This window comes from Leisingera coralii (assembly GCF_049056525.1).
Lineage (GTDB): Bacteria > Pseudomonadota > Alphaproteobacteria > Rhodobacterales > Rhodobacteraceae > Leisingera > Leisingera coralii.
Map to the genome: position 1 here is coordinate 82,277 of NZ_JBHUPT010000029.1, position 20,748 is coordinate 103,024.

At 62.2% G+C, this 20,748-nt stretch carries 21 protein-coding genes and 1 riboswitch; of the genes, 16 read left to right on the plus strand and 5 right to left on the minus strand.

Features of this window, described 5'->3' with window-relative positions:
* Nucleotides 1–25: 25 nt before the first annotated feature.
* A riboswitch (cobalamin riboswitch) is annotated at nucleotides 26–219 on the minus strand.
* A 126-nt stretch (nucleotides 220–345) separates the two neighbouring features.
* Nucleotides 346–867, plus strand: a complete 522-nt coding sequence (locus ACFMBG_RS11190) for a GNAT family N-acetyltransferase (protein WP_421054775.1) — start codon at nucleotides 346–348, stop codon at nucleotides 865–867.
* Between the two features lie 42 nt (nucleotides 868–909).
* On the opposite strand, the gene ACFMBG_RS11195 is transcribed toward ACFMBG_RS11190, so the two are convergent.
* Entirely contained in the window at nucleotides 910–1,953 is a 1,044-nt protein-coding gene (locus ACFMBG_RS11195) for a succinylglutamate desuccinylase/aspartoacylase family protein (RefSeq protein ID WP_421054776.1), read from the minus strand.
* A 4-nt stretch (nucleotides 1,954–1,957) separates the two neighbouring features.
* Nucleotides 1,958–2,863 (minus strand): 30S ribosomal protein S6--L-glutamate ligase, encoded by a 906-nt coding sequence (gene rimK / locus ACFMBG_RS11200; protein WP_421054777.1) that lies wholly within the window; start codon nucleotides 2,861–2,863, stop codon nucleotides 1,958–1,960.
* A 386-nt stretch (nucleotides 2,864–3,249) separates the two neighbouring features.
* Between rimK and ACFMBG_RS11205 the strand changes: the two genes are divergently transcribed.
* The 5 genes from ACFMBG_RS11205 to ACFMBG_RS11225 are packed head-to-tail and all read left to right on the plus strand — an operon-like array spanning nucleotide 3,250 to nucleotide 7,438.
* The gene (locus ACFMBG_RS11205; RefSeq protein WP_421054778.1) at nucleotides 3,250–3,537 is read left to right on the plus strand and encodes a hypothetical protein; all 288 of its coding nucleotides are present in this window, start codon (nucleotides 3,250–3,252) and stop codon (nucleotides 3,535–3,537) included.
* A gap of 41 nt (nucleotides 3,538–3,578) precedes the next feature.
* Nucleotides 3,579–4,196, plus strand: a complete 618-nt coding sequence (locus ACFMBG_RS11210) for a paraquat-inducible protein A (protein ID WP_421054856.1) — start codon at nucleotides 3,579–3,581, stop codon at nucleotides 4,194–4,196.
* A complete protein-coding gene (locus ACFMBG_RS11215; RefSeq protein ID WP_421054779.1) occupies nucleotides 4,163–4,798 on the plus strand; it encodes a paraquat-inducible protein A in 636 nt (211 codons plus the stop codon). Before ACFMBG_RS11210 ends, ACFMBG_RS11215 begins: the two co-directional genes overlap by 34 nt.
* Complete coding sequence (locus ACFMBG_RS11220; protein ID WP_421054780.1) at nucleotides 4,795–6,879, plus strand: MlaD family protein; 2,085 nt, start codon at nucleotides 4,795–4,797, stop codon at nucleotides 6,877–6,879. Before ACFMBG_RS11215 ends, ACFMBG_RS11220 begins: the two co-directional genes overlap by 4 nt.
* Nucleotide 6,880: 1 nt before the next feature.
* Nucleotides 6,881–7,438, plus strand: coding sequence for a PqiC family protein (locus ACFMBG_RS11225; protein WP_421054781.1), 558 nt, complete (start codon nucleotides 6,881–6,883; stop codon nucleotides 7,436–7,438).
* A 56-nt stretch (nucleotides 7,439–7,494) separates the two neighbouring features.
* Here the strand turns inward: ACFMBG_RS11225 and ACFMBG_RS11230 are convergent, their stop codons facing one another.
* On the minus strand, nucleotides 7,495–8,124 hold the full coding sequence (locus tag ACFMBG_RS11230; protein ID WP_421054782.1) for a chorismate--pyruvate lyase family protein: 630 nt from the start codon (nucleotides 8,122–8,124) through the stop codon (nucleotides 7,495–7,497).
* 127 nt (nucleotides 8,125–8,251) lie between these two features.
* On the opposite strand from ACFMBG_RS11230, the gene ACFMBG_RS11235 reads away from it, so the two are divergent.
* Complete coding sequence (locus ACFMBG_RS11235; RefSeq protein ID WP_421054783.1) at nucleotides 8,252–9,025, plus strand: TIGR01458 family HAD-type hydrolase; 774 nt, start codon at nucleotides 8,252–8,254, stop codon at nucleotides 9,023–9,025.
* A 408-nt stretch (nucleotides 9,026–9,433) separates the two neighbouring features.
* Here ACFMBG_RS11235 and ACFMBG_RS11240 read toward each other — a convergent pair whose 3' ends face one another.
* Nucleotides 9,434–10,312 (minus strand): helix-turn-helix domain-containing protein, encoded by an 879-nt coding sequence (locus tag ACFMBG_RS11240; RefSeq protein ID WP_421054784.1) that lies wholly within the window; start codon nucleotides 10,310–10,312, stop codon nucleotides 9,434–9,436.
* 417 nt (nucleotides 10,313–10,729) lie between these two features.
* Between ACFMBG_RS11240 and ACFMBG_RS11245 the strand changes: the two genes are divergently transcribed.
* The 8 genes from ACFMBG_RS11245 to ACFMBG_RS11280 all read left to right on the plus strand — a co-directional run bounded on the left by ACFMBG_RS11245 (nucleotide 10,730) and on the right by ACFMBG_RS11280 (nucleotide 18,189).
* Nucleotides 10,730–11,410, plus strand: coding sequence for a hydrolase (locus ACFMBG_RS11245; RefSeq protein WP_421054785.1), 681 nt, complete (start codon nucleotides 10,730–10,732; stop codon nucleotides 11,408–11,410).
* Nucleotides 11,411–11,650: 240 nt separating this feature from the next.
* Nucleotides 11,651–13,510, plus strand: a complete 1,860-nt coding sequence (locus tag ACFMBG_RS11250; RefSeq protein ID WP_421054786.1) for an amidohydrolase — start codon at nucleotides 11,651–11,653, stop codon at nucleotides 13,508–13,510.
* A 51-nt stretch (nucleotides 13,511–13,561) separates the two neighbouring features.
* A complete protein-coding gene (locus tag ACFMBG_RS11255) occupies nucleotides 13,562–14,008 on the plus strand; it encodes a nuclear transport factor 2 family protein (protein WP_421054787.1) in 447 nt (148 codons plus the stop codon).
* Complete coding sequence (locus ACFMBG_RS11260; protein WP_421054788.1) at nucleotides 13,990–15,678, plus strand: MFS transporter; 1,689 nt, start codon at nucleotides 13,990–13,992, stop codon at nucleotides 15,676–15,678. The genes ACFMBG_RS11255 and ACFMBG_RS11260 overlap by 19 nt, the downstream gene beginning before the upstream one ends.
* Entirely contained in the window at nucleotides 15,675–15,896 is a 222-nt protein-coding gene (locus ACFMBG_RS11265; protein WP_421054789.1) for a DUF1427 family protein, read from the plus strand. The genes ACFMBG_RS11260 and ACFMBG_RS11265 overlap by 4 nt, the downstream gene beginning before the upstream one ends.
* Entirely contained in the window at nucleotides 15,893–16,093 is a 201-nt protein-coding gene (locus ACFMBG_RS11270) for a DUF1427 family protein (protein ID WP_421054790.1), read from the plus strand. The genes ACFMBG_RS11265 and ACFMBG_RS11270 overlap by 4 nt, the downstream gene beginning before the upstream one ends.
* Entirely contained in the window at nucleotides 16,090–16,788 is a 699-nt protein-coding gene (locus ACFMBG_RS11275) for a pirin family protein (RefSeq protein ID WP_421054791.1), read from the plus strand. The genes ACFMBG_RS11270 and ACFMBG_RS11275 overlap by 4 nt, the downstream gene beginning before the upstream one ends.
* A 3-nt stretch (nucleotides 16,789–16,791) precedes the next feature.
* Complete coding sequence (locus tag ACFMBG_RS11280) at nucleotides 16,792–18,189, plus strand: alginate export family protein (protein WP_421054792.1); 1,398 nt, start codon at nucleotides 16,792–16,794, stop codon at nucleotides 18,187–18,189.
* Between the two features lie 25 nt (nucleotides 18,190–18,214).
* Here ACFMBG_RS11280 and ACFMBG_RS11285 read toward each other — a convergent pair whose 3' ends face one another.
* Nucleotides 18,215–19,408 (minus strand): alpha/beta hydrolase, encoded by a 1,194-nt coding sequence (locus ACFMBG_RS11285; RefSeq protein ID WP_421054793.1) that lies wholly within the window; start codon nucleotides 19,406–19,408, stop codon nucleotides 18,215–18,217.
* 191 nt (nucleotides 19,409–19,599) lie between these two features.
* Here ACFMBG_RS11285 and ACFMBG_RS11290 point away from each other — a divergent pair, with 191 nt between their 5' ends.
* Nucleotides 19,600–20,748, plus strand: a complete 1,149-nt coding sequence (locus ACFMBG_RS11290) for an efflux RND transporter periplasmic adaptor subunit (protein WP_421054794.1) — start codon at nucleotides 19,600–19,602, stop codon at nucleotides 20,746–20,748.

Here is a 20,748-nt window from a genome sequence, read left to right on the forward strand (position 1 = left end):
CCTCCCCGGACAACCCCGCCCGGTGTGCTTCGGTTTCATACCGGCAGGTCTCCTGACTGGCGGGTCATCGTCTGGGCCGCCTTCCCGGACCGCTGGGATCCAGTGACGCGATGGCTCAGCACTCGCCGCCTACAGTTGCGGGGGCAGTTCCGGTTGGTGCCCGGCAGGCACCGCGGATTCCCTCTTAGCCCTTGCGGGACCGGTGAAGCGCGCGTAGCGCATCGCTTTCGTTGCGGCAAGAAAAACTTGCTGCCGCCGCGGAAATCCCCTGAAAAGGGCGCGCCCGCCGGACGCCGCGGCAACCGCCCATTGAGCGGCTCAATCTTTTGGTGTTTGCTGCGCCGCATGGCACAACTCGCTTTTCAAATCCGGCCCGCAACCGCGGCCGACCTGCCGCGCATCGCCGCCCTGCACGCGGAAAGCTGGCAGGCGGCCTATGCCGGAGAGTTCCCGAAAGCCCGGCTGGAGGGCGGGATCCGGGAGCAGCTGCTGCGGAAATGGGCGGCCTACCAGCCGCAGCCGGGGGACATCCTTCTGCTGGCTGAACACGCTGGAACACCTGCCAAGCTGCTGGGCTTCTGCGCAGTCTGGTGCCGGCCGGAACCGTACCTGGACAATCTGCATGTCTCCCCCGCCGCACACGGCCTCGGCACTGGCAGCGCCCTGTTCCGGGCGGCGGTACGGCAGCTGCTGGCGCAAGGCCGGCAGAGCCTGTCGCTGACGGTCTTCCAATCCAATCAAAAGGCGCGGGCGTTCTACGCCGGGCTGCAGGGCACGGAAGCCGGAGCGCTGGAGCTCGATGTGTTTGGCAGCCCGGTCCCCAGCGTGACCGTCGTCTGGCCGGATCTCAGCCGGCTGAAGGTTTGATCCTGCGGGCAGCAGGCGCCGGCTTCGGCGCCCGCAAGAGCCTCACAGGATCTCATCCTCGTCGAACATCGGGTCGTCCTCCAGCTGGGCGCTGAGGTCCTCGACCGAATCCTCAGCTTTCTCGACCGAGCGGACCCGGCCCAGGTGGAACACGGCATCGCCTTCGTTCACGATGGGCATCACCGCGCGGCCGACAATCAGCCCGTCGAAGGGCGCCAGGATGTCCTCGTCCTGCTCGCCGAAAGGGTCGGACACCGACCCCATCAGATCCCCCTGCCGGACCAGTTCGCCATCGTCCTTGTATACCCTCAGTAGCCCGCCCATCGGCGCTCGCAGCCATTTGCTGGAGGCGCAGAACTGCGGCTGCGACTTGGGTTTGGAAATGCCCTTGGCCGGCACCATGCCCATGTGCCGCAGCACCCGCAGGATTCCGGCCAGCCCGGCCCGGATCGACAGCTCATCAAAGCGCAGGCCCTCGCCGGCCTCATAGAGCAGGATATCCTTGCCCATCTCCTTGGCCGCGCCGCGCAGGGAGCCGTCGCGCAGCGGCGACTGCATCACGATGGGCGCACCAAAGACCCCGGCAAGCTCCTGCGTGCGCGGGTTATCGGGCGAGATGCGGATCTGCGGGTAATTGGTCCGGTGGATCGCCGCCGAATGCAGGTCGATGCCGAGATCCGAGCGGGCCACCACCTCGGTCATGAACAGATGCGCCAGGCGCGAGGCCAGCGAGCCATGCTCGCTGCCGGGAAACACCCGGTTGAGGTCGCGCCTGTCGGGCAGGTACCGGGAGTGGTTGATGAAGCCGAAGGCATTGACGATCGGCACCGCGATCAGCGTGCCCTTGAGCGTTGTCAGGTTCGGCGCCCGCAGCAGCCGCCGGATGATCTCCACGCCGATCACCTCGTCACCGTGCACGCCGCCGCTGACAAAGACCGTCGGCCCGTCCTGACGGCCATGCACCACATGCGCCGACATGGTGACCGGCGTGTGGTCGGACATGACGCTGACCGGCAGGTCAACGGTCAGCCGCGAGCCCGGCGCCACCCTGGCGCGGCCGATGGCGAAATGCTGCCGCCCCCTCATGCCGTCACCCTTTGCCCTTGGTCCTGGTCGCGCCTGCCTTGGCGTGTTTTTCAAGGAAGTCGATCATCTTGCCGGCGATATCCAGGCCGGTGGCCTTTTCCACCCCTTCCAGGCCGGGGGAGGAGTTCACCTCCATCACCACCGCCCCGTGGTTGGCCCGCAGCATGTCGACGCCGCAGGCGTTCAGCCCCATGGTCTTGGCAGCGCGGACGGCGGTGGCGCGTTCCTCCGGAGTCAGCTTGACGACCTGGGCAGAGCCGCCGCGGTGCAGGTTGGAGCGGAAGTCGCCTTCGGCCCCGGTGCGCTTCATCGCGGCCACCACCTTGCCGCCGATGACGATTGCCCGGATGTCGGTGCCGCCGGCCTCCTTGATGAACTCCTGCATCAGGATATTGACGCCGGCGCCGCGGAACGCCTCGACCACGGATTTTGCCGACCGGTCGGTATCGGCCAGAACCACGCCGATGCCCTGCGTGCCCTCCAGCAGCTTGATCACGATCGGCGCGCCGCCGGCAAGTTTGAGCACTTCCTCGGTCTGCTTGGGGTCATGGGCAAAGGTGGTGACCGGCAGGCCGACGCCGTCGCGCGCCAGCAGCTGCATCGAGCGCAGCTTGTCCCGCGACCGCCCGATGGCGACGCTTTCATTCAGCGGGTAAACTCCCATCATCTCGAACTGGCGCAGCACCGCGGTGCCGTAGAAAGTGACCGAAGCCCCGATCCGCGGGATCACCGCGTCATAGCCCGTCAGCTTTTCGCCGTTGTAATAGATCTCCGGCCGCCGGGTTGCGATGTTCATGTAGCAGCGCAGCGTGTCGATGATGTCGAGCTGGTGCCCGCGCTCCTCAGCCGCGGCCTTGAGGCGCTTGTGGGTGTAAAGGTTGGCGTTGCGCGCCAGCATGGCAATTTTCATTTGGTGTCCTTTTCGGGTTGCCGCGCAGCAGCGGCGCGGCTGGCGTGGGCGGCGGTTGAATGGGTCTTCAGCTCTGCGCGGCAGGGGATCTTCGGAAAAGTCCTGCTGGCCCGCCCGCCGGGAATGGTCTCCGGCGCACGGGTCTCATCGCCAATAGGGATCAATAATCTGCATCAAGCCTATAAGGTGCCGCATCCGTTTTCAAACGTCCTTCCACTGGGAAATTGGGTGCCCCGAAGGACCAGAATACCGGCAGCGGGATGCAAGCCGGCCAGCAAGGCACAGTCTGCGTTGCCGTTTCCGAACCCCATGCGCACCTGGGTTGCTGCCCTAGTACAGCTATGGTAATTTTTTGCCTATAGGCAAAATTTCATTGGAAATAGCAAATGTTTACCTTTGACAGCGCCGCCGGCACCCTGGCCGGGCTTTATGGACGCGACTTCGGCGGCAAGGCCTCCGGCCGCTACAGGATCCCGCGCAAGCTGCTGCAGGAAATCTGCGGGCGGCGCAGGCTGTATGAGGAGGATGTCACGGCGCTCTCGCGTGCGCTGCTGGAAAAGGGTTATGTTCTGATCGATATGGACAGTTTCTTCGTGGTCATGAGCGCCAACGCTTTCGTCAACTACCGGCGCGCGGGCAAGGAGATACTGGCGCACCATGCCGCGGCGGACTGAGCGCCGCGCTGCGGCGGGCTGCCCGAACGGACAAGGATATGATGGACCCGGAACAGCTGATCGCCTGCCCCGCCTGTGACGTGCTGCACCGCGATCAGGAGGTGGCCAAGCACACGGTGGCCAGGTGCGCCCGCTGCGGCACGGTGCTGGCAGCCCCCAAGTCGGGCGCGATGACCCGGATCGCGATGCTGTCGCTGACGGCGCTGATCCTGCTGGCGGCGGCGGCCGGTTTCCCGTTTCTGGAGCTGCAGGCCCAGGGGCTGTCCCACCGGGCGTCGGTACTGGATGCGGTGCTGGCCTTTTCCCGCGGGCCGATGGCGCCGCTGTCGCTGGCCACCGGCCTGCTGATCGTGCTGCTGCCCGCCGCCCGCTACGGTGCCCTGGTCTATACCCTGGCGCCGATGGCCCTGGGCTGGCACCCTGCCCCGCATGCCGCCGCCGTCTACCGCTGGGCGGAATGGCTGAAACCCTGGGCGATGGCCGAGATCTTCATCATCGGCGTCGCGGTCGCGCTGGTCAAAGTGTCCGGCCTCGCCCGGGTCGGGCTGGGGCCCGCCTTCTGGGCCTTTGCGGCGCTCCTGGTGGTAACCATCCTGACCGACAGTTCCATTTGCAGGCTGACCGTATGGAAAACCCTGAAGACCCGCCGCGGTTCCTGACCGCAGCCGAGGCCGGTCTGACCGGCTGCCGCACCTGCGGAGCCGTCAACCCGGGCGGCGCGCAGATCTGTTACAGCTGCCACAGTGAGCTGACCCCGCCTTCCGGCGCCAGCCTGCAGCGGGTCTGGGCCTGGCTGGCGGCGGGGCTGATCGCCTATGTCCCCGCCAATATCTACCCGATGCTGCGCACCACCACCTTTGGCCGCGCCTCCGAGAACACGCTGATCGGCGGCATTGCCGAATTGTTCAGCCATGGCTCCTACGGGGTCGCTTTCATCGTGTTCTTTGCCAGCATCGTAATCCCGGTCGCCAAGTTCCTGGCCATCGGCTATCTGGCGGTCTCGGTCCGCAGGCCCGCGGCCCTTGGCAGCCATGGCCGGCTGATGCTTTATGAGGTTGTCGAATTTATCGGGCGGTGGTCGATGATTGATGTCTTTGTCGTTGCGATCCTGACCGCCCTGGTTCAGCTGGATTTCGCCGCCGCCGTCACCCCGGGGATTGCAGCGGTCAGTTTTGCATTGTCGGTTGCCTTCACCATGCTGGCCGCCCAGAGTTTTGATCCGCGGCTGATCTGGAACGCGGAAAAGCGAGAATATGAATGAGCACGCCTGAACCCGCCGAAATGAAAGTCTCCGCGCAGCGCCCCTCCCCGTGGCGCAACCTGTCGCTGGTCTGGCTGGTGCCGCTTGTGGCGCTGGCGGTATCGCTGGGTGTCGCCTGGAAGGCCTACAACGACCGCGGAGTGCTGATCCGGATCGCCTTTGACAACGCCTCAGGAGTCGTCGCCAACGAAACCACGGTGCGCTACCGTGACGTGGTGATCGGCCGGGTGGAGGACGTGGGCTTTGCCGACGACCTCAGCAAGGTCTCTGTCTGGGCCCGCATCGACAAGCAGATTGCCCCCTACCTGGACCAGGACGCCGCCTTTTGGGTGGTCCGTCCAGAGGTCAGCACCCGCGGCATCTCCGGGCTCAGCACCGTGCTGTCCGGCGTTTATATCGAGGGCACCTGGGACCAGGTGCCGGGCGTGGCCGCAACCAGCTTTGAGGGCGAAGACGGGCCGCCGCTGGTGCAGCCGGGCCGCGACGGGCGGCGGATCACCCTGCGCACCACCGACGGCAGCATGATCTCCGAAGGTGCGCCGGTGCTGTTCCGCGGCATCGAGGTCGGGCGGCTGGAGCAGCCGCGCCTGACCGTCAGCGGCGACAGCATCGTTGTCGATGCCTTCATCGAGTCGCCGCACGACCGGCGCATCAACTCTGCCACCCGGTTCTGGGACACCTCCGGCTTTTCCGTCTCGATCGGTCCCAGCGGGCTGTCGCTGGACGTGGACAGCATCGCCTCGCTGGTGGCCGGCGGCATCGAATTCGACACCGTGTTCGACGGCGGCAAGCCGGTGGGCAAGGGCACCGTGTTTGACATCCACCCGGACGAGGCCGCTGCCCGCCGCACCGCCTTTGCCCGGTCGCGGTCGGGCGGCGTTGCCGTGGCGGTGGCATTTGATGAATCCGTGTCGGGCCTCGCCAGCGGCGCCGCGGTCAAGCTGGGCGGCGTCAAGGTGGGCGAGGTCAGCACCCTGAACGCCGCCATCCGGAACGAAGGTGAAGAGGCCGATGTGCAGCTGATTGCCAAGCTGCTGCTGGAGCCTGCGCTGATGGGGCTTCCGCCCGGCGCGGGACAGGCCGAAGTGCTGGATTTCCTGGAACAGGCCGTTGAAGGCGGGCTGCGGGCGCGGCTGGCCTCTGCCGGGCTGCTGAGTGCGGAACTGATTGTTGAACTTGTCACTCTGGACGAGGCCGCCCCGGCGCAGCTCGACCGCACTGCAGAGCCCTTCCCCGAATTGCCCAGCGCACCTTCCGATCTGCCCGATTTCACCGCAACCGCCGAAGGCGCGCTGGAGCGCATCAGCGAGCTGCCGGTGGAGGAGCTGATGGCGCAGGCCATCGCCACCCTGGCCAGCATCGAAGACCTGGCCGCCGCCGACAGCACCCGCCAGGTGCCGGACGCCGCGGTGGCACTGCTGGAGGACACCCGCGCGCTGGTTGCGGATCCCGGCACCCGCGCCCTGCCGGGTGAATTGAACGCCGCCGTGGCGGATCTGCGCGCCATCATGGCAGACCTGCAGCAGGGCAAGGCGGTTGCCAACCTGACTGCCGCGCTGGAGCAAGGCAGCCAGGCGGCCGCCAGCCTTGCCGCCGCATCGGATGAGCTGCCCGCCCTGGTCAGCGACTTCCGCGCCCTGGCTGCCAAGGCCAACTCGCTGGAGGCCGAAGAGCTGATCCGCTCTGCCAGCCAGCTGATGAACAGCGCCGATGCGCTGATCGGCACGCAGGACGCCCGCGATTTGCCCCCTGCCCTGACCGGCGCGCTGGACGAAATGCGCCACACCCTGGAGGCGCTGCGCCAGGGCGGGCTGGTGGACAACGCCAATGCCACCATGGCCTCTGCCCGCGGCGCCGCCGATGCCGTGGCCGCCGCCGCCGAGGGCCTGCCGGCCCTCGCCGACCGGCTGGAGCGGCTGGTCGCCCAATCCGAGGCGCTGATCGCCTCCTATGGTGCGCGCTCCAGCTTCAATTCTGAAACGCTGGACGCCCTGCGCGAGGTCAAGACCGCCGCCCGCGCCGTCTCGCAACTGGCCCGCAAGATTGAACGCGATCCGAATTCCCTGCTGTTTGGAAAATAAGATGATAAAACCCCTGTCTTTGACGCTTCCCATTGCCCTGCTGGCGGCCTGCGCGCCGTCCAATGATGCCCGCTATCTGATTTCCGCAGCGCCGGGTGAGAGAGTCGCAAACCTGCGCTCCCGCACCATCGAGGTGCGGCTGGTCTCCCTGCCCTCCTACGCCGCCGCCTCCGAAATCGTTGCCGAGGGTGAAGGCGGCGCCCTGTTTGCACTTGGCGGCGCGCAATGGGCCGACGACCCGGCCCGCGGCATGACCGCCGCCCTGGCGCGCGGGCTGAACGAGCGCACCGGCGCCTCTGCCGCGATTGAGCCCTGGCCGCTGAACACCGGCCCGGATGCGCGGCTGGATGTGCGGGTCGATCAGGCTTATGCCCGTGCCGATGGCATCTTCGAACTCACCGGCCAGTTCGCGGTCTCCTCACCCGAAGGCACGGTGCGGGAATTCGTCAAGCGTTTCGACATCCAGACGCCGGTTAGCGGCACTGGGCCTTCCGCCACAGCTGACGCCCTCTCCCGCTCACTGGCAGAGCTTGCCCGGCAGGTGTCGCAGGCCATGTAATTGCCTGCGCAGCGCTGCGGCGCGGCTTCCACGCTGCCGGCGTGCCGGCAGCCCCCTCAGGCAATCTGCTCGGCCGGGCCGGTCAGCGGCAGCCCCTGCAGCATTCCGGAGCGGTAGGTTTCGGTAATCAGCATGCAGGAGGTGTTTTCGATCTCCAGCACATAGGTTCTTGCCGCCTCGGGGTCGGGCACTCCGCAGCGCTGCCAGAGCCGGGACAAGACACCCTCCGGGCACGGCACCGGTCTTTTGCGGGTCAGCTTGATGTCAAAGATGTACCCGATCGGCGACAGCCCCTGCTCAAGATGCCTTTGCACCTCCGGGTCCAGCTGCTCCAGCGCGACATAGGTCAGGTTGTCCATCATCACCTCACCGCGGTGCGACATGCAGACCTGGCGCTCGATGAAGGACGTCCCGGGCAGGTGTGCCCTGACCTCCGCGGGCACATCGGCGGTGATCTTCTGATGCAGCACATCCAGCTGCACCGGCCCGTCAGCCAGTGTCTCGCAGATCAGCGTGGCCGAGCCGTCCTGCACCAGCAGCATCTTTTTCCAGACCGCTGCCCATTGAGCAAACGGGCTGCCGGCGGTGAGGCCGTCGCCGAACCGCTTGCGCAGCAGCGGGGCCTGCGGCCGGTCCTGCCCGCCGGGCGGCGTGCCCGCGCTCTGATGCTGAATGCCGGTGCTCATATCTTGCAACTTCCCGTTCGGACTCGGCAGCAGCAATAGCAGCGCCGGCGGCCCCAGTACAATGCGGTCTGATGGCTGCGCTGGCGCTGCCGTTGACGCTTCGCAATCGCTCGGGCACTGTTTCAGAATGATCCAAACAGTTCTGCTTGATCTGTCCGGCGTTCTTTATCAGGGCAACGAAGCAATCCCCGGGGCCGTGCAGGCGCTTGCCCGTCTGCGCTCAAGCGGCCGCCAGGTGCGCTGCCTCACCAACAGCACCCGGCAGCCCAAGCGCCTGATCCTGCGCAAGCTGAACAAGCTTGGCTTTGCCATCGGGCCGGAGGAGGTTTTCACCCCCGTGGCCGCCGCCCTCGATTGGCTGGCCCGCACCGGCCACAGCCCGCACCTGCTTGTCCACCCCGCACTTGAGGAGGAATTCGGCCAGTGCGAGCGCACCGGGCCGCCGGCGGTCATCGCCGGCGATGCCGCCCAGGCGTTTTCCTATGACAACATGAACCGGGCATTCCGGCTGCTGCTGGATGGCGCGCCGCTGGTGGCCCTGGCGGACAACCGTGTCTTCCTGGACGAAGACGGCCAGTTGAGCCTCGACGCCGGCTGTTTCATAACCGCGCTGGAACATGCCGCCGGAGTCCGGGCCATGCTGTTCGGCAAGCCGGACCCGGAATTCTTCCAGGCCGCCGTTGCCAGCACCGGGGCCGCCCCTGCGCAGGCCGCGATGATCGGCGATGATGCTGAAAGCGATGTTGCCGGCGCCCTGGCCGCCGGTCTGAATCAGGCCTACCTGGTGCGCACCGGTAAATACCGCGACGGCGACGAGACAAGGTTCACCCCGAAACCGACAGCAACCACGGCGGACGTCGGCGGCGCGGTGAGCTGCATCACGGCTTCAAACGGAGTGTGAGCAAAAAGTTTCCGTCAGGCACCGGCAGCTGCAAGCCAGACGGCGGCACCGGTAACTGCCCGCGGCTCTTCCCTGGAGTGCAGCCTCACAGCAGCAAATGCGAACGCGGCGCAAATCCTCAATTGACAGGCAGGCGTTTGCCTCGGGGTCGCAGTCACCTCGCACAACTGTGCTCGACAACATGCGCCCGCCAGCGCCCGAAACTCTACTTCGAATTGGCACATCGAAATGGGGCTGGACATTGGTTCAATCGAGATAGCGGGAAATACCGTCGAGGCCGGACACATGATGATCTTCCGGCCTGGCGACCAAGTCACCGTAAAGGCAAATGGGAATGGAGCGCGGCTATGTCCCCCGCTTCATGCGTGCGCCGCTTCCATCCGTCAAAATGGTATTGGTCAAAGAAACCTACAGATCTCGAATTGCTCCCGGGGTGAGGCCCGTCGCCTGCAAGATCAATTTGTTCATATGTGCCTGGTTTGCGAACCCGCATCCAATTGCGATCTCGACAAATGGCTGTTTTGACGACTGCAACAGGTTTAGCGCGCGATCAATCCGGCGGTTGCGTATGTACGTTGCCGGCGGCACGCCAAAACTCTTCTTGAAGACCCTGGAAAAATGGAATGGGCTCATGCCGCAGATTTCCGACAGATCGCTGATGCGGATCGTTTTTTGCAGATTATCCTCGATGAATTCGACGACATCTTTGAGAGCACAGTCTTCGTCCACGGTTTCGAATGCTTCCCCGAACTTCTTACCGTTACGCACGAGAGCGGCAGCGCCTAGCAAAATTACATATGCCCGGTAATCCATCTCCGCTGCCATGACGGGATCATCTTCATCCTCCATACGAGCCAGGTAACCTTGGATGTCCCTAGAAAGGGCCTCACTCCGCAAACCGAAAAAGTCGCTTATCTGCTCGCCGGCTTCATTCTTTGCCATCGAGGCCATTTCGGCCAACAAGCTTGGCTTAAAGTACAGATGCGCATACTCGACTGTACCTTCGGACGAAAATTCGCCTCCCGACCCTGGAGCCTGAAGAGAGATCGCACCGCGAGTTGCCATAGGAGCAATATGCTCGCGCCGGCGCGCCGACCCTCCGTCTACGTGGTATGTCAACACATAATGATCGACGCCTGAAAATGTGAGGCAAGACCCAAGGTCCAGCTTGAGCTTCATAGAAGGCATGTTCCAGCCTTCTTCGAATCCCCGAAGAGGGAAGGGCAACGTGCCAAAATGCTTACGGTAGCAGCCGCAGTGTGCGGGCTCCTGAATAAACTTGTGCATGCCCATGGGCTTCCCCCGCACGTCCTCCTGTTTCAATCGGCTTGCCGGCCTGAAGCGTTTCCAAACTCTAGCCTCAGATAAGGTCGCCGTGCAGGATTGAAAGGCTCGAGGCCCACTGCATTGCTGCAAAAGAAACTTTACTCCTTCAATCCTGACCTGTGGCTTCGGTTCGGTGCAACACGATTTGACATCTTCACCATTATAGGCCGCTAGAACACAAAGGGTCCGATAAAACTCCGCCTGGCAGGCGGGCACACAGGTCTTGCTACGGCAACCAACTACGGTCGATCAGGCACGAATGTAGAAGCACCGCCGCAAGAACATGAAAGCCTGAGGAGAGCGGCGCAGCTATCTTCGGTCATCATCAGCACAAGCGAAGAAACCACTTGCAACTGAAGCAAGCACTGGGAGGAAATGATGACCAAACCTGAACTTCTCACACCAGACAATTGCCAGCTGATCATTATCGACCATCAGCCGCAGATGGCCTTTGGTGTGCAGTCGATCGACCGCCAAGTCCTCAAGAACAACGTCGTTGCTCTGGCCAGATCGGCCAAGGTCTTTGGTATTCCAACCACGATCACCACAGTGGAGACCGAGAGCTTTTCCGGGCATACCTATCCCGAGATCCTGAACGTGTTTCCTGACCAGCCCCTTCTGGAACGTACCTCCATGAACTCGTGGGACGATCAGAAAGTGCGGGACGCCTTGTCCAAGAACGGGCAAAAGAAGGTGGTGGTTGCTGGGTTATGGACGGAAGTCTGCAACAACTCCTTTGCGTTTTCCGCGATGAGCGAAGGGAACTATGAGATTTACATGGTTGCGGATGCCTCCGGCGGCACCTCCCAAGAGGCGCACGACTATGCGATGCAGCGCATGATCCAGGCGGGTGTTGTACCGGTCACCTGGCAGCAGGTGCTGCTGGAATGGCAGCGCGATTGGGCCCGCCGCGATACCTATGATGCGGTGATGGAGATCGTGAAAGAGCATTCTGGGGCCTATGGCATGGGTGTCGACTACGCATACACCATGGTTCACAAATCCCCGGAACGTGCAGAACACGGACCAAAACTGGACCCCGTTGCAGCAAATAGTTGAGCCGTCTCCCGGCATCAACCCAAGCGGCCTGAGGCCGCTGCCCCACTCCAGCACAGAGCCCGGGTCCGCCACGGCTGTTCCGCGCTCAAAATTCGGGAGAGTTGAATGGGCACTAATAGCCAATCGAAAAGACCGTCCCGGCCAAGCAGGCGCAGGGCCATGCAATTGGGCGCGGCGGGCGCTGCCGCCTCTTCCCTATGGCCGGTGTGGCTGCGTGCGCAACAGGAGGAGACAACTGACATGGCGGACACGATAATCGCTAACGGGCAGTTCACGACCCTGGATCCAGAGGCCCCGGACGTGGAGGCCGTCGCGATCAAGGACGGCCTGATCCAAGCCACAGGGGCCGCTTCAGAGATCATGAGCCTGCGCGGGCCGGAAACAGAGGTCATCGACGCTGGCGGACGCCGGGTGATCCCGGGGTTGAATGACAGCCACACCCATCTGATACGCGGCGGGCTGAACTACAACATGGAATTGCGCTGGGAGAATGTTCCTTCCGTGGACGACGCCCTGCGAATGCTGCGCGAGCAGGCGGACCGCACGCCTGCACCTCAATGGGTGCGCGTGGTCGGCGGCTGGTCAGAGTTCCAATTCGCAGAGCGGCGGATGCCCACACTGGAGGAGATAAACGCAGCTGCACCAGACACACCGGTCTTTATCTTGCACCTGTATGCCCGGGCGCTGCTGAACCGGGCCGCGCTGACAGCCTTGGGTATCACCAAGGACACTCCGGACCCGCCCGGCGGTGTTATCGAGAGGGACGCAAACGGCAATCCCACGGGAATGCTCATTGCTAAACCCTCTGCCCTGATCCTTTACTCAACGCTCGCGCAAGGGCCCAAGCTTCCGCTGGAAGACCAAGTTAACTCAACCCGCCATTTCATGCGCGAACTGAACCGGCTTGCGATAACCAGTGTCATCGACGCGGGCGGCGGCGGCCAGAATTACCCGGAAGATTACGAAGTCATACAACGGTTGCACGACGCGGACGAACTGACCGTGCGTATTGCCTACAATCTCTTTGCGCAGCGCGCGGGGGCGGAGCTATCGGATTACGAGCGCTGGATCGCCATGACGGAACCCGGTGCGGGGTCCTCCTATCTTCGCATGAACGGCGCGGGTGAGAACCTGACCTGGTCCGCTGCGGACTTCGAGAATTTTCTGGAGCCAAGGCCAGACCTCGCGCCGGCGATGGAGGACGAGCTTGAAGACATCGTCGAGCTGCTGGCCACCAATGAATGGCCGTTCCGCATTCACGCAACTTATGATGAATCGATTGACCGCTTCCTGAGCGTGTTCGAACGGGTCAACCAGAAACAGCCGTTCAAGACACGGTTCATCATCGATCACGCCGAGACCATATCCGAGCGGAACATCGAACGGGTGAAAGCCTTTGGCGGAGGTATCGCGACCCAGCACCGCATGGCTTTTCAGGGTGAGTATTTCGTGGACCGCTACGGCGAAGAAGCCGCACGGTTCACACCACCGATTGCAAAGATGCTTGAAATGGAAGTGCCCGTCGGTGCCGGCACCGATGCCACGCGTGTCGCGTCATATGACCCTTGGGTCAGCCTTTACTGGCTTGTTTCCGGAAAAACGCTGGGGGGTATGCCTCTCTACGAAGAGGACAACACTCTCAGCCGCGAGGCGGCCCTGCGGATCTGGACCCAGGGGTCTGCCTGGTTCTCGGGCGAACAGGACCTCAAGGGAACGCTGGCTCCGGGACAGTATGCTGATCTCGCCATTCTGTCCGCCGATTACATGTCCGTCCCGCCGGAGGAAATCAGGCGGATTACATCAGTAATGACCATGGTCGGTGGAAAAACCGTCTATGGGCAGGGTGATTTCGAGGACCTGGCACCGGAACTGCCGCAGCCAAGCCCGTCGTGGTCACCGGTTGGTGCTGTCGCCAGTCCCGGAATGCGCGAAGCCAGGATGGAAGCGCCGGTTCAGCACGCCAGGAGCTGCCACGACGGCTGTGCAAGTGCTTGCGGCATGCACGGGCACGATCACCGGATCGCCTGGAACAACCCGATTCCAGTGAGGGATCTGAAGGCTTTCTGGGGCGCGCTTGGCTGCTCCTGTTTCGCCGTATGACAAGCAGTTTCCAAAACAGAACGCCGTCAGGGAGAGAGGAGTTGATCGGGGATGCTGACCAAAGCGGAGCAAAAGAGCCTGGTGCTCACCTACCTCAAGGCATTCGACAATGGCGGCACCGCGCCAGACGGGCGCTCGATCCTCGAATTATTTGCGGATGATGCAGAGGTTTACTTTCCCAAATGGGGAATAGCGCGCGGCCTGACAGAAATTGAACGCCTGTTCTCCGATGTGGGCGCAGGCATCATCGAGATACGGCACCGCTACGACACTGTGCGCTGGGTCCTGGCAGATGGCCCGCTGCTTGCAGCCGAAGGCGAAAGCGATGGCGTTCATCGCGACGGCGCATGGCGCGCCGGAGAGCCGGAAAGCGGTGCAGGAAGATGGTGTGATGTTTTCGAGTTTGCCGGCAAAAAGATCAGCCGCTGCTACATCTACCTCGATCCGGACTACGGAGGCCGCGATACCGCGCGCTACCAATGGCTGACCGCCCGGTGACCCCCGGCCCTGTCCAGGCCCGTCAAAGTGCCGCGCCTGCCGACAGCCCATCCGCGAGCGCATGGTCGCCGTTCCGGTACCGGGCGTTTACACTGCTCTGGACTGCGACTCTGATTTCCAACGTCGGCACCTGGATGCACGATGTCGGTGCGGGCTGGCTGATGACCACTCTGGCCCCCTCCCCCGCCATCGTCGCGCTGGTTCAAGCAGCAACAACGGCGCCGGTTTTCCTGTTTGCTCTGTTTGCAGGCGCTCTCGCTGACCGGCTGGACCGAAGGCGGTTCCTGCTTACCATCAACCTCTGCCTTACTGTTGTTGTTGCAGCAATGGCCGCACTTACCGCCATAGATGCCATCACTCCGGCACTGCTGCTGGCCTTCACCTTTTTGATCGGCACGGGTGCCGCGCTGATGGCGCCTGCTTGGCAAGCAGTTGTCCCGAGCTTGGTGCCGCGTGAGGCATTGCAACCGGCAATCGCTCTGAACTCGATGGGTATTAACATCGCGCGCGCTATCGGTCCGGCCGTTGCAGGCCTGCTGATCTCGGCCGTGGCACTAGCAGCTCCTTTCGTCGTCAACGCCTTAAGCCACCTCGTCATCGTAGCCGCCCTATTTCTGTGGAAGCCCGAAGCCACTCCGCAAAGCAGCCTTCCACCAGAGCCGATCATCGGAGCGATGGCTACCGGGCTGCGTCATGCCAGCAGGAATGCGGCACTGAAAGCAACGTTATTGCGCTCGCTCGGTTTCTTCACCTTCGCCAGCGCCTATTGGGCGCTGCTTCCGCTTGTCGCCCGCGGTATCGAGGGTGGAGGTGCCAGCCTGTACGGCGTGCTCTTGGCCGCGATCGGTTTTGGCGCTGTCACCGGGGCACTTGCCCTTCCCGCGATCCGCAAAAGGGTCAACCCGGATCGTTTGGTCGCCGCTGGCACCGTGATCACGGCAGCCGCCATGGCAATTCTTGGCGTGGCAAATAATACGGCAATGGCGCTGCCTGCCGCTTTGCTGGGCGGTCTTGGGTGGATCACCGTTCTGACGAGCCTGAATGTCTCGGCTCAGACCGCGCTGCCCAATTGGGTGCGCGCCCGCGGCCTCGCGGTAGCGCTGATGGTGTTCTTCGGCTGCATGTCGGCTGGAGCGGCCATTTGGGGACAGGTCGCCGCTGCGACCTCAATCAGCATCGCTCTGCTTATCGCTGCTGCGGGGGCCGTTCTGGCTATTCCACTCACTTGGCGCGCCAAGCTCGGGCAAGGGGAAACCCAGGACCTCACTCCGGCAATGAGCTGGCCGGAGCCTGTTGTTGCGGCAAACCTGGGTGACGCTGCAGACCGCGGTCCGGTTCTCGTCACCATCCGGTATGAGGTCGATGAAGCACACAAGGCTGACTTCCTTGCCAGCATCCGCCAGCTGGCTGATGAGCGGTACAGGGACGGCGCCTATGATTGGGGCATTTATCAGGATGCGGCCGATCCGCGAGCCTGGCTGGAGTGGTTTTTTGTACCGAGCTGGGCTGAGCATCTGCGCCAGCACGACCGGGCAACAAAGCACGGAGACGAATTCCGGACGAAAACGCGCGAATTCCACAGCGGCCCGGAAGCGCCGGCGGTGTCCCACTACCTGGCACCTTCCAAAGAACGGGCACCCTCCAGCAGTCAAAAGGGAGGCAGCACATGAAAGTCGCGCTTGGCCTTCTCCTCGCAATCGTAATCGGTGCCGCCTGTCGGCTTGCGAACATCCCCCTGCCAGCACCGCCCGTGCTGATCGGAGCCTTGCTCGTCCTGGCGATGACCTTGGGGTATGTGGTCACAGACCGTTTCGCGGCAAGCCGCGAGGCGAAATCAAAGCCGTTCTGCGGCGGGCCAAGCGGTCAGCTTAAGGAGAAAGACCGATGAGTGCTTCCGCCACCGGTCTTATTCTGGGCTTTCTGATCGGTGCGGGCTGCCGCTGGTTCGACCTCCCTCTCCCTGCGCCGCCGCGAATAGTAGGTGCGCTGCTGGTTGTCTTCATGACGCTTGGCTACCTCGGCATTGATGCCGCACTTGGGGAAGCCGGAACGAATGGTATGCCGCAAAAGGAGCAAACCCGATGATCCTCATTCGCGACCGAAACACTCGTGGGCAGACAAACATGGGGTGGCTCGACAGCCGTCATACGTTTTCATTCGGACATTATCGCGATCCCGACTTCATGGGGTTTGGGGCACTCCGGGTGATCAACGACGACCGTGTGGCGCCGGGCGCAGGCTTTGCTGAGCACAGCCATTCGGACATGGAAATCATCTCATATGTCCTCAGCGGCCAGCTGGAACACAAGGACAGCCTCGGAAACGGTTCAATCATAGAACCCGGTGAGATACAGCGGATGTCAGCGGGAACGGGCGTAACACACAGCGAGTACAATGCATCCCGGACCAAGCCGCTTCATTTCCTGCAAATCTGGGTAATCCCGGAAACCCGCGGGATTTCACCTGGCTATGAGCAGCAGAATATTCCGCGGGAGGAGATGCAGGGCACGCTGCGCCTCATTGCGGACCGGCAGGGCAGCAAAGGGGCTGTCAAAGTCCACCAGGATGTCCGCATCTACGCAAGCGAGCTATCGGACGGGCAGCGCGTAACCCATACTTTTTCCGAAGGAAGACGCGGGTGGCTGCACGTGGTGCGCGGATTGGTGCGTCTGAATGGAGACGAGATACGCGAGGGGGATGGAGCAAGGATTGAAAATGAACCTGCAATCGAGCTCGACACGGACCACAGAACTGAAGTCCTTCTGTTCGATCTGGCTTAACCAATGCGCTTCCCCTTCGCGGTGGGCCTGCCGGCGCTTCTGGCCGCAGGCCTCTCACCCGCCAAAGCTGAGGACCTTTGCGTTCTAGAACCCGGAATACTCCGGTTCGAAGATGACTACGGGTGCTTTGACGGCCCAAACCGGCCAACGGGTTTTCCGGGCGCGCTCAAATCCTTTGAGTTTGGAACGGAGCGCAACGTCCATCTCAGCATTGGGGGAGAAGTGCGCCAGCGGTACGAGTACACCCGCAACCCTGGTTTCGGAGCAGCCCCCCAGGATGATGCCGGTGTCTGGCTGCAACGCTATACTCTTCATGGCGATCTCACCATCGGGCCGCATGTTCGCCTGTTCGGACAGCTCTCCAGCGCATTGGAAGCCGGGCGTGCGGACGGTCCCAGTCCCGTGGACGAAAATACTCTCGCGATCCCGAATGCCTTTGCCGACATCAAGTTTCCGCTGGGAAGCGGCGCTGGCCTGACACTGCGCGCAGGACGTCAGGAAATGCGGTTTGGTTCGGGCCGATTGATCGATGCCCGCGAAGGCCCGAACGTGCGGCGTTCATTCAACGCCTGGCGTGCAATTTTCCAATCCCCGGATTGGCAGGTAAATGCGATTGCAGGCCGGCCGGTCTCCCCCCGCCGGGGAACGTTTGATGATGAAACCGATCCCGAACAGAGCCTTTGGGGTATATACGCGACCAAACATTCAGAGCGAAACCTGCTGGGATCGTTCGACATTTACTATTTGGGCTTCGAGGACAAAGCCGGCGCCTTCGCGCAAGGAACAGCATCTGAGCGCCGCCATTCAATCGGCACCCGTTTCTTTGGCGAGCGCAACGGCTGGGATTGGAACTGGGAGGCGGTTTACCAGTTTGGAAGTTTTGGGGGCGGCGATATTTCTGCCTGGACCCTGGCCAGTGAAACAGGGTTCACGTTCCGGAACGCCCGCTGGACGCCGCGTATCGCGATCAGCGCAAATATCGCCAGCGGCGACAAAAACGCTAGCGATGGTGACTTGGGCACTTTCAATCCGCTCTTCCCCAGGGGGAATTACTTCTCCGAGGCGGCTTTGCTGGGTCCTCGCAATTTCATAAATTTTCACCCCTACGTGTCGGTCCATCCCAGCGATGCCTGGTCCCTTACGGCCGACCTGAATCTGTTTTGGCGGCTGGAGGCCGAGGATGGTGTGTACGCGCCATCAGGGCAGTTGATCCGCGGTCCATCCGGCAGCGGCGAAAGGTTTGTAGGGTCCGCGCTCTCCGTCAGTTCAAATTACCTGCTTGCGGACAACCTGTCCTTCGCAGCGGTCTATACCCATTTTTTCCCCGGCGGTTTTCTCCGGGAAACGGGACCGGCCGAAGACGTCGACTTCTTTGAGTTGACCCTGCAGTACAAGTTCTGATCGCCGACCCCAGCCGCCGGTTCGGCTATCTCAGCCCGCCCTTCGAGCCCGGGTATGGTTCCAGCACAACCTCCAGCAGGCCAGTGGCAGGACCAGCAGAGGAAGGAGAAAGGTTTTCGAATACCGCATTCTCGGATTCCAAGGATTGATTGACCTCCTTGATGGAGTTCAATACCGAGATCAGGCTCGGTGATGTTGAGATGGCAAAGTGCGGCTGGCTCGCATCTCTGCTGAAGGCAGTGATATCCACGATCTCGATGGGGAGGTTCCGCAGCTTCACTGTAGAGCCGACGTTGCCCAGCCGCTTGCTGTCAGCGGTCCCCCTCAGGCGCGCAGAAATATTCAACGCGGCATCCTTTCGGGACACCATGACAATGAAAGGCTCCGGCACTGAACGCAGGCTGCTGACCTGGGAATTGAAAACATCCACGTCAATGTCCGGGGACACCAGCACCACGCCATTCAATGTGCGCCTGGCCCAGCCGGGATTGCGTATCTCGGCCTGACGCAGCATCTCCATGGCAAGCGCCGCGCCCATGGAGTGGGCAACGAGGATAATCCTTTCAACACCTGAAACCTTCAGCATCTGAAGGGTTTTTTCCAGCCCGTCGCGCGCATAAAGCATGCTGTCCAGGTCGTAAGCGTAGCCGAACGGGCGGGCCCTGCTCGGCCAGGAATAAACCGTGAGCGAGCCTGGAAGGTCGATATCATGGGCAATCTGCGCGCCCCGGAAGACCGCTTCAACCTGGGTGACATTGTAGCCATGCACGAACACTGTGACTTCACGGGACGGCCAGCCATTGTCGGTCTGCTCTTCTTTGAGCCGCGAAGCCAACTGTGACCGTTCGCTGATGGCGATCTGTTCGGACAAGGTGAATTCTGTCTGAGGATCGGGATTGCCATGGGAGAAGTTCAAGGTTCCCGCCTTGCGTCCCGAAGGGATGGAAACTGTCATTTCCATCAGTTCGACATTAGAAGATCTGCGGTGCCGATATGTCCCATCTGCTTCTTTGCCTCTCACGGAAGCAACGAACACAGTGTGCTGCTTGCCAATCTGTTTCGCGGCCGGAAGAACCGGAGAGTAATGCCGGTCGGCACACCCGGACAGCAATACCAGCAACACTGCAGCACAAATTACTCTCACAAATTCGCCTCCCCAGCGTGCTAAAATGGTAACATGGGCGAAACTGGCTCCCAACAAATTTGCTTCCGCTTTCAACTGCTCCTTTGATCCGCATTGCCGGATGCAGCTTAGTTCGACCCAACCTGTTCATGATAGAAATCTGAAAAGGCATGACAGAAATCTAGAAGCCGCGTTTTTCCCCGCTCGCTAAGTTGAAAGCGCTAAAGTGGTCATCTGGAAGAGACGCACTAGCCTTATCGACGTGTTCTTTTGCTGGGGGGCGGGCAATGCTCAAGAAATCCTCGATCCGTCTTTTCCTTCTGTCACAGATTTTCCTGGCAACGCTGCTGCTACCGGTGCCGTCACTTTCGCAATCCGCACCAACGGTGGACGTTGCAAGACCCCTCGAAAAGAAAATTGTTGAGTGGGACGAGTATACCGGCAGGTTTGAAGCAGTTGAGACAGTTGTGCTTCAGGCAAGGGTTTCAGGGTATCTGGATGGCATTTTCTTCGATGAAGGCCAGCTGGTTGAGAAAGGCAGCCTGCTGTTCGAAATCGACCGGCGGCCGTTCGAAGCGGCTGTGGCGGAGGCTGAAGCAAGACTCGCCGCCGCCCTGGCACAGCAGGACATTGCCCAAATCGAAGCAGACCGGGCGGAGGAACTGCTGGAGCGCGCTGTCGGCCCCAGGAGCGAAGCCCAGCGGCGCGGCGCTGAGCTGGCGGAGGCAATAGCCAATGTGGCGATAGCCGAAGCGCTGCTGCAAAGAGTTCGTCTCGACCTCGAATTCACAAGAATCTATGCGCCGATTTCCGGCCGGATCTCCTCCACTGAAATTGATGTCGGCAATCTGGTGCAAGGCGGAAGCAGCGGTGCCACTGCTTTGGCGAACATTGTCACTGTGGACCCGATCGAATTCGCGTTTTCAGTCTCCGAGGCCGATTTCCTCCGCTACACCCGGCTGTTTATGTCTGGCGAACGCCCGTCCTCGCGGGAAAGGGAGAATCCCGTACAGGTCAGGCTGATGGATGACGGGGAGTGGGCCCACACGGGCCGGATGACCTTTGTGGACAACAGGATCGACCCCAATTCGGGAACTTTGCTTGGCCGCGCGACCCTTCCCAACCCTGACCAGTTCTTCCAGCCTGGCCTGTTCGGGCGCCTGCGCCTGCCCGGGTCAGCCGAATACACGGCGCTGCTGATCCCGGACAGGGCCATCGTCACCGACCAATCGAGGAAAATCGTATATGTCGTGGCTGATGGTGACGTCGTCGAAGAGAAAGGCATCACTCTTGGTCCTATTCATGAAGGGCTGAGAGTGATCAGGACAGGCCTGGACCCCGGTGACCGCGTCATCGTCTCGGGGCTTCTGCGCGTGCGCTCAGGCACCAAGGTGGATCCGACCGAGGTGGATCTGCCAGACATCCCGATGGATTGA

Bases quoted from the DNA above. Each gene is read 5' to 3' on its own strand.
- ACFMBG_RS11250 (WP_421054786.1), top strand. From the start codon at position 11,651: ATGGCGGACACGATAATCGCTAACGGGCAGTTCACGACCCTGGATCCA.
- ACFMBG_RS11290 (WP_421054794.1), top strand. From the start codon at position 19,600: ATGCTCAAGAAATCCTCGATCCGTCTTTTCCTTCTGTCACAGATTTTC.
- ACFMBG_RS11190 (WP_421054775.1), top strand. From the start codon at position 346: ATGGCACAACTCGCTTTTCAAATCCGGCCCGCAACCGCGGCCGACCTG.
- ACFMBG_RS11260 (WP_421054788.1), top strand. From the start codon at position 13,990: ATGGCTGACCGCCCGGTGACCCCCGGCCCTGTCCAGGCCCGTCAAAGT.
- ACFMBG_RS11265 (WP_421054789.1), top strand. From the start codon at position 15,675: ATGAAAGTCGCGCTTGGCCTTCTCCTCGCAATCGTAATCGGTGCCGCC.
- ACFMBG_RS11240 (WP_421054784.1), bottom strand. From the start codon at position 10,312: ATGCACAAGTTTATTCAGGAGCCCGCACACTGCGGCTGCTACCGTAAG.
- ACFMBG_RS11220 (WP_421054780.1), top strand. From the start codon at position 4,795: ATGAGCACGCCTGAACCCGCCGAAATGAAAGTCTCCGCGCAGCGCCCC.
- ACFMBG_RS11225 (WP_421054781.1), top strand. From the start codon at position 6,881: ATGATAAAACCCCTGTCTTTGACGCTTCCCATTGCCCTGCTGGCGGCC.
- ACFMBG_RS11270 (WP_421054790.1), top strand. From the start codon at position 15,893: ATGAGTGCTTCCGCCACCGGTCTTATTCTGGGCTTTCTGATCGGTGCG.
- ACFMBG_RS11230 (WP_421054782.1), bottom strand. From the start codon at position 8,124: ATGAGCACCGGCATTCAGCATCAGAGCGCGGGCACGCCGCCCGGCGGG.
- ACFMBG_RS11255 (WP_421054787.1), top strand. From the start codon at position 13,562: ATGCTGACCAAAGCGGAGCAAAAGAGCCTGGTGCTCACCTACCTCAAG.
- ACFMBG_RS11280 (WP_421054792.1), top strand. From the start codon at position 16,792: ATGCGCTTCCCCTTCGCGGTGGGCCTGCCGGCGCTTCTGGCCGCAGGC.
- ACFMBG_RS11275 (WP_421054791.1), top strand. From the start codon at position 16,090: ATGATCCTCATTCGCGACCGAAACACTCGTGGGCAGACAAACATGGGG.
- ACFMBG_RS11205 (WP_421054778.1), top strand. From the start codon at position 3,250: ATGTTTACCTTTGACAGCGCCGCCGGCACCCTGGCCGGGCTTTATGGA.
- ACFMBG_RS11195 (WP_421054776.1), bottom strand. From the start codon at position 1,953: ATGAGGGGGCGGCAGCATTTCGCCATCGGCCGCGCCAGGGTGGCGCCG.
- ACFMBG_RS11215 (WP_421054779.1), top strand. From the start codon at position 4,163: ATGGAAAACCCTGAAGACCCGCCGCGGTTCCTGACCGCAGCCGAGGCC.
- rimK (WP_421054777.1), bottom strand. From the start codon at position 2,863: ATGAAAATTGCCATGCTGGCGCGCAACGCCAACCTTTACACCCACAAG.
- ACFMBG_RS11245 (WP_421054785.1), top strand. From the start codon at position 10,730: ATGACCAAACCTGAACTTCTCACACCAGACAATTGCCAGCTGATCATT.
- ACFMBG_RS11210 (WP_421054856.1), top strand. From the start codon at position 3,579: ATGGACCCGGAACAGCTGATCGCCTGCCCCGCCTGTGACGTGCTGCAC.
- ACFMBG_RS11235 (WP_421054783.1), top strand. From the start codon at position 8,252: ATGATCCAAACAGTTCTGCTTGATCTGTCCGGCGTTCTTTATCAGGGC.